The organism is Microcoleus sp. D3_18_C2 (assembly GCF_036702395.1).
Lineage (GTDB): Bacteria > Cyanobacteriota > Cyanobacteriia > Cyanobacteriales > Microcoleaceae > Microcoleus.
In genome coordinates this window covers 1-6,393 of sequence record NZ_JAUBTG010000110.1, presented here as the reverse complement: position 1 = coordinate 6,393, position 6,393 = coordinate 1, and the positions used below count along the sequence as shown (strand labels likewise).

Annotated in this window: 5 protein-coding genes; 2 read left to right on the top strand and 3 right to left on the bottom strand. The window is 48.1% G+C overall.

The features are described from left to right. Positions 1 to 203: 203 nt before the first annotated feature. Positions 204 to 3,626 carry a DNA methyltransferase gene (locus tag QUA88_RS28920; RefSeq protein ID WP_333275162.1) on the top strand — a complete coding sequence of 1,141 codons (3,423 nt, stop codon included), beginning with the start codon at positions 204 to 206 and terminating at the stop codon, positions 3,624 to 3,626. Positions 3,627 to 3,643: 17 nt separating this feature from the next. On the opposite strand, the gene QUA88_RS28915 is transcribed toward QUA88_RS28920, so the two are convergent. The 3 genes from QUA88_RS28915 to cbiE form a co-directional block, all read right to left on the bottom strand. Further along, positions 3,644 to 4,069 carry a type II toxin-antitoxin system VapC family toxin gene (locus QUA88_RS28915; protein ID WP_333057492.1) on the bottom strand — a complete coding sequence of 142 codons (426 nt, stop codon included), beginning with the start codon at positions 4,067 to 4,069 and terminating at the stop codon, positions 3,644 to 3,646. Further along, on the bottom strand, positions 4,066 to 4,452 hold the full coding sequence (locus QUA88_RS28910) for a DUF433 domain-containing protein (protein ID WP_333057493.1): 387 nt from the start codon (positions 4,450 to 4,452) through the stop codon (positions 4,066 to 4,068). The genes QUA88_RS28915 and QUA88_RS28910 overlap by 4 nt, the downstream gene beginning before the upstream one ends. Before the next feature lie 288 nt (positions 4,453 to 4,740). Next, positions 4,741 to 6,009, bottom strand: a complete 1,269-nt coding sequence (cbiE, locus tag QUA88_RS28905) for a precorrin-6y C5,15-methyltransferase (decarboxylating) subunit CbiE (RefSeq protein ID WP_445243061.1) — start codon at positions 6,007 to 6,009, stop codon at positions 4,741 to 4,743. Positions 6,010 to 6,088: 79 nt separating this feature from the next. On the opposite strand from cbiE, the gene QUA88_RS28900 reads away from it, so the two are divergent. Then, positions 6,089 to 6,319 carry a hypothetical protein gene (locus tag QUA88_RS28900; RefSeq protein WP_333107821.1) on the top strand — a complete coding sequence of 77 codons (231 nt, stop codon included), beginning with the start codon at positions 6,089 to 6,091 and terminating at the stop codon, positions 6,317 to 6,319. Positions 6,320 to 6,393: the final 74 nt, after the last annotated feature.

Sequence of the window (6,393 nt, the reverse complement as noted above, 5' to 3'; positions counted from 1 at the left end):
CTTCTAATAATGGTGAATTTATCTCAAAATATACTCACCACTGATGAACAGTGTTCAATAAGATGCGTTCCCCCTGGGCTTCTAGCCTATCCCGATTTTCCAATTTAAATGCGTAACAGCTTAAAGCAAAATCGCAAGATAAATCGAAAATTCAAACCGATCTAATTATAGAATCAGGAAAAAGCAAGCAACAGGGTTGAAACATGAATGAAGCCGATCGCACGCGAGTCGAAACATTCATCACACGCTGGGCAGGTTCTAGCGGTAACGAACGGGCAAACTACCAGTTGTTTTTTGCCGAAATGTGCGATGCGCTGGGAGTCGATCGCCCTTTTGATAAAGGCAGAATTCCCAACGATCCCTACTGCTTTGATAAGGATGTCAAAATTTTTCACCCCAGCGGCAAAGTAACTCCGGGGTTTGTTGATTTTTACAAAGCCGATCATTTTTTAATCGAGGCAAAACAGGGCGGAACAACGAGCAAAAAAGGAACGGCAAAGCGGGGGACAAATACCTATTTGCGAGAGATGGAAAAAGCGTTTGTGCAGGCAGTTGCCTATACCCGCAGTCTCAGCAGCAAACCGCCCTTTTTGTTAACTTGCGATATTGGCGATCATTTTGAATTATGGATGGGTTTTAGCGGGGATTATGGCGGCTATGGGGCGCGGCGAGAAATTGGGCTAATTGAGTTGCAGAAAGCCGATGTTTTCGATTTGTTTGTGGATATTTTTAGCAATCCGCAGCAGCGCAATCCAGAGAAAATTGCAGCGCGGGTGACGCGGGAAGTAGCGGCGGATTTGGCAGAGTTGGCGAAGCGGATGGAGGGGAATGTCGATCCGCAGCAAGTCGCGCAGTTTTTGATGCGCTGTATTTTCACCATGTTTGCTGAGGATGTGGGGTTGTTGAAAGAACATTTGTTTACGCAGGCGCTGGAAACGCGATGGATTCTCAATCCGAAGACGTTTAAGCCGGAGGTAGAGGCGCTGTGGGAGGCGATGAATGAGGGGACGAGTTTTGGTTTTCATGGCAAACTGTTGCGGTTTAATGGGGGATTGTTTGCGGAGTCGCAGGCGTTTGCGTTGACAAAGGCGCAGTTGGAAGTTTTGTTGCAGGCGGCGAAGCGGGATTGGTGCAAAGTGGAACCGGCGATTTTTGGGACGTTGTTGGAAAGGGCGCTGGATTCTAGGCAACGGAGTAAGTTGGGGGCTCATTATACGCCGCGATCCTATGTGGAAAGGTTGGTAAAGCCTGTGGTGATGGAACCTTTGGGCGATCGCTGGATTGCGGTACAAGCGGAGGTTAAACAGTTGCTCAACGCGGGAGAATCGGAACCGACTGCAAATCAAAGGAAAAAGGCGATATCAGTTTTAGAGGCATTTCTGACGGAGTTACAACAGGTGAAGATTCTCGATCCGGCGTGCGGATCTGGTAATTTCCTGTATGTGACATTGGATTTGTTGAAGGGGTTGGAATCGGAGGTGTTGCGACGCTTGGAGGATGTCACCGGATCGGCGCAGTTGCTGTTAGATATTGCTCAAGTTAATCCGAGTCAGTTTTTGGGAATTGAGATCAATCCTAGGGCGGCGGCGATCGCAGATTTGGTGATTTGGATTGGGTATTTGCAGTGGCATTTTCGGCGGTTTGGCGACATTCCGCCGATCGAACCTGTGTTGCGCGAGTACAACAATATTGAATGCCGGGATGCCGTGTTGGCCTATGACGGGAGGGAACCGGATGTGGATGCGGCGGGGAAGGTGAGAACTCGCTGGGGCGGAAGGATGATTAAAAGTCCGGTGACGGGGGAAGATATTCCCGATCCTACAGACAAAGTAACGATTTATCGGTATTTAAATCCGAGGGCGGCCCAGTGGCAAAAGGCAGATTATATTGTCTCGAATCCGCCGTTTATTGGGAATAAGAGAATGCGTGAGAGCCTTGATGACGGGTATGTTGAATGCTTGAGGAAGACTTACCAAAACTTGTCAGATACGGTTGACTTTGTAATGTACTGGTGGGAGAAGGCAGCAAATCTTGCCAAGTCGAAGAAAATTCAAAGGTTTGGCTTTATTACAACAAATAGTATTGTTCAATCATTCAATAGGAAAGTTCTAGACCATTATGTCGGCGATAAACAAATATCTCTTTACTTTGCTATTGCCGATCATCCTTGGACAGATAGTAAAGATGGTGCTGCTGTACGTATTGCTATGACTGTCGTGACACCCGAACCGTCAATTTCAGGCTTTTTGATGAAAGTCAAGTATGAATCTCAGGGAGAAAATGAAAATGAAATTTTAAAATTTGAGGTATTTAAGGGATTGATTAATTCTGATTTGACTGTTGGCCGTGATACAGTCAAAATGAAACCGTTAAAATCAAATGATGGCATCTCATTTCAGGGTGTTATTCCATTAGGCACAGGGTTTAGAATTGAAGAACATGATTTCCAACAGCTTGATTTAGACAAGCAGAATTTGCCGTCAGTCATCAGATCGTATGCGATTGGGAGAGATTTAGTTCAAAGTTTTCAGAAAAAGTGGATTATTGATTTTTTCGGTCTATCTAAAGATGAAGCCTCTCAACAGTTTCCTCTATTATTCCAAAGGCTTCTAACAACAGTTAAGCCATTTCGAGATCAGCAAAATAGAAAATCAAATCGGGAGAATTGGTGGCTTTTTGGCGAGAAAAGACCAGGATTAAGAAAAGCTGTCAACAATTTGAATCGATTTATTGTCACGCCAGACACTTCTAAATTTAAGCCATTCTTTTTTGTTGATAGTGATGTTTTGCCGGATGTTCAGCTTTACACAGTCGCATCAGATGATGCCTGGATTTTAGGGATTTTAGAATCCTTAGTACATCAAAAATGGCTTAAAAAGATTGCACCGCGAATGGGCAAGGGAAATGATTTGCGATGGAAACCGTCAATTGTCTTCGACCCCTTCCCCTTCCCCACTCCCACCGACACCCAAAAACAAACCATCCGCGAACTCGGAGAACGCCTCGACAGCCACCGCAAACGAGTCCAAGCCACTCACCCCGAAGTCACCATCACCGGGATGTACAACCTCCTCGAAAAACTCCGCCAAGGCGAACCCCTCGACGACAAAGACAAAGCCTTCAAGCAAAAAGCCCTAGTCTCCACTCTCAAACAAATCCACGACGAACTCGATGCCGCCGTATTTGCCGCCTATGGTTGGGAACCCACCCTCACCGACGACCAAATCCTGGAAAACCTCGTCACCCTCAACGCCCAACGCGCCGAGGAAGAACGCAACGGACTGATTCGCTGGCTACGTCCCGACTACCAAGCCCCCGGCGAAACCTACGTGCAACCATCCCTTGCAGGTATCACCACTGGAACCGAAACCTCGATCGCCCCCACGGAACAACAACCCTTCCCCAAAACCCTCAAAGAGCAACTTTGGGCCATCCGCGACTTATTCCGCACCCAAAGCGGCGAATGGACAGCCGCCCAAGTCACCGCCCATTTCAAAGCAGCCAGCCGCAAACAAAAAGTCATTCTCGACTGTTTAGAAAGCCTCGAAGATTTGGGGATTTTGCTCAGTCATAATGAAGGTGGCATGACTTTCTGGCATCTCGCAGAAGTTGGAAATGCCACATAAGCTGGGCTTGGCAATTGTTATGTCCAATCCTCCAAAACCAGTCCTGGCACTTGTGCAAAATCTTGTCGATTTCGCGTCACTAAAATTGAGTTATTAACCAAAGCAATGGACGCAATCCGCAAGTCTTGTGTCCCAATTCGTATTCCCTGACGGCGCAGCGCCAAATATTGCTCGCAAGCTGATTCGGTAAAATCCAGAACGAGAAAATCGTTGAGAAATTTAACAGCCGATCTCAAACCCACATAAGCCCAAGTTAAGTGTTGCTTCTGTCCGGGTTGCGAAGCTTGACGAATTGCATTGAACCAGCCCTGAATCAATTCCTCAACATTGATGACAGTAATAGCAACATCCCTGGTATGGAGAGCTTCAAAACGTTGCAATATGAGTGGATTAGAGTGTTGCAGCAGTGTGATATGGTCGGTATCGAGAATATATTGAGTCATAGGGTCTCAGACTCAGGAAAATCGATATCGGCATTTCGATCGTGGCGATATGCTTCAACATATTTCGTGACTTCATTCAGCAACGGATTACATCTCAAAAGAGGTGAAACATTCAACATCGGACGCGCCTCATACCAAGCAATCCGATCGTCAATTTCTGGCTGATTATCCAGATAAAAGCTAATGGCATCAAACACTTGAGCCGCCGTCACGAGTTGAAGTAACTTCTGTGGGATTTCTTCAGGCTTTATTCCCGATTTCCAAAACACCACAATATCCCGTACAGTAACTTGAGTGTCTGCAATAATCGGTTCCCCCTGCAAAACTTCAGGATTGCGGGTGACATAGCGAGAAATTCTTGTAGGAGACAGCGAACTGGTCATAACGACCTCATCAAAAAATGTAAACCAGCTTTCATCTTAGCATAGTGGACAGAAGACGCCTATCGGGTATTCTATATTGCTAGATTTGAAGAAGCTATTACGTTTTCGCCGTGTTTATAACTGCTTCATTCACTTAGATATCAAAGATGGAAATAGAGCGATCGCCTTTTACCTTTTGACTTACGCATGGGGGCCGGTGAAACCGGGTTTTTTGGCTGAGAATACGCGTGACAGCCCGCAGATTTCGTCAAAAACCCGGTTTCTTCGATCGCGCCTGGGTAAGTCCTTTTACCCCTTAACTACCGCCCACTGAGTCACCGGCGCAAGCGGCTTCCAACCCTGAAAAGAACCGATCGCCCCTACTCGCTGAATCCCAATTCTAATGAGTTCCCCGCCATAACGATCGTGCCATTGCAAAACTTTAAACTCGCTCTCAACTGTCACCGCATTAACAACTAATCGGCCGCCTTCACCTAAAGCATTCCAGCAAGTTTCCAGCACAGCTTCTGCGGTGACACCGCCGCCGATGAAAATAGCATTCGGTTGAGGCAAATTTGTCAGGGCTTCCGGCGCTGATCCCGCCACAATTTCGAGTTCGGGAACGCCGAAAGTCGAGGCATTTTCGGCGATGTATTGCAGTCGAGTTGGGTGGCGTTCGATCGCGATCGCCCTGCACCGAGGATGACTCCGCATCCATTCGATCGCGATCGAACCGCAGCCCGCCCCCACATCCCAAAGCAACTCTCCGGGAATCGGTGCTAACGTTGACAGAGTAACGGCTCGAACCTCCCGCTTGGTAAGTTGTCCGTCGTGGCGATAAGCAGCATCCGGCAAACCCGCAGTTCGGGGGAGGATAAGAGTTTGTCGATCGGCTGCAACTGCGATCGCGATCGTGTTCAAATCAGCCAAATCCGCTGCATTCCAGGCTGCTGCGACCCCCTCGCTCCGACGTTCCGATCCCGATCCCATCCGCTCGAACACAGTCATCAAACTGCTACCAAACCCCCGCTGTGTCAACAATTGTGCCACCTTTCCCGGCGTGTGTCTGTCAGCGCTCAACACCAGCAAGCGCGCCCCCGGCGAGAAAGCAAGGGCGATCGATGCGATCGGGCGATTTGTCAAACTGAAAGTCTCAACTTGGGCTAATGGCCAACCCAAACGGGCGCAAGCAAGACTAAAAGCCGATGCCGCCGGAATTACAGTCATTTCCGAAATGGGAATCTGGCGCGACAGCGTGACGCCGATGCCGTGACACATGGGATCGCCGCTTGCGAGCACGCACACAGACTGTCCCCGGCGGCGGATGATTTGATCGACTGTTGCTTGTAGGGGCGAAGCCCAAACCAATTTTTCGCGGGTGTCGTCGGTTGGTAGCATTGCGAGGTGACGGGCACCGCCGACAACGACTTGAGATTGAGAGAGGAGGGTAAAGGCGATCGCACTCAATCCCGAAAGTCCGTCTTCGCCAATCCCCACCACCGAAAGCCATTTGTGCATTGCACCCTTACTGCTAATCTCGTTTCCGGCTGCATTGGAATCATCAAACTCGATCGTCATCACTCATTAGTTATTAGTTATTAGTTATTAGTTATTAGTCGTTAATCATATTATGTCCGCTCGAACAACCAGAATAAAATTGGTTTATAGTGAGGACGGAAGTCCTCATAAAACTCGCTCGGACTTCCGTCCTCACTACAAAAGTTATAACGGTTATTTTACCAGACTAGATAGGGAGCATCTCAGTTTTGCTTTTACTCTGGGTGCGATCGTCCCCCTCGCTATATGTATATACTGTGCTGTGCGGGATGCTCGCACTCCAAAAAAACGGTTTTTACTCGCAGCACAGATGCTCCCACTAGATATGTGATATCAAATCCGGTAGCATCGTCCTGTATTCATCTCTGTATTCTCTCCCTCTGCGTTCTCTGCGCCCTCTGCGGT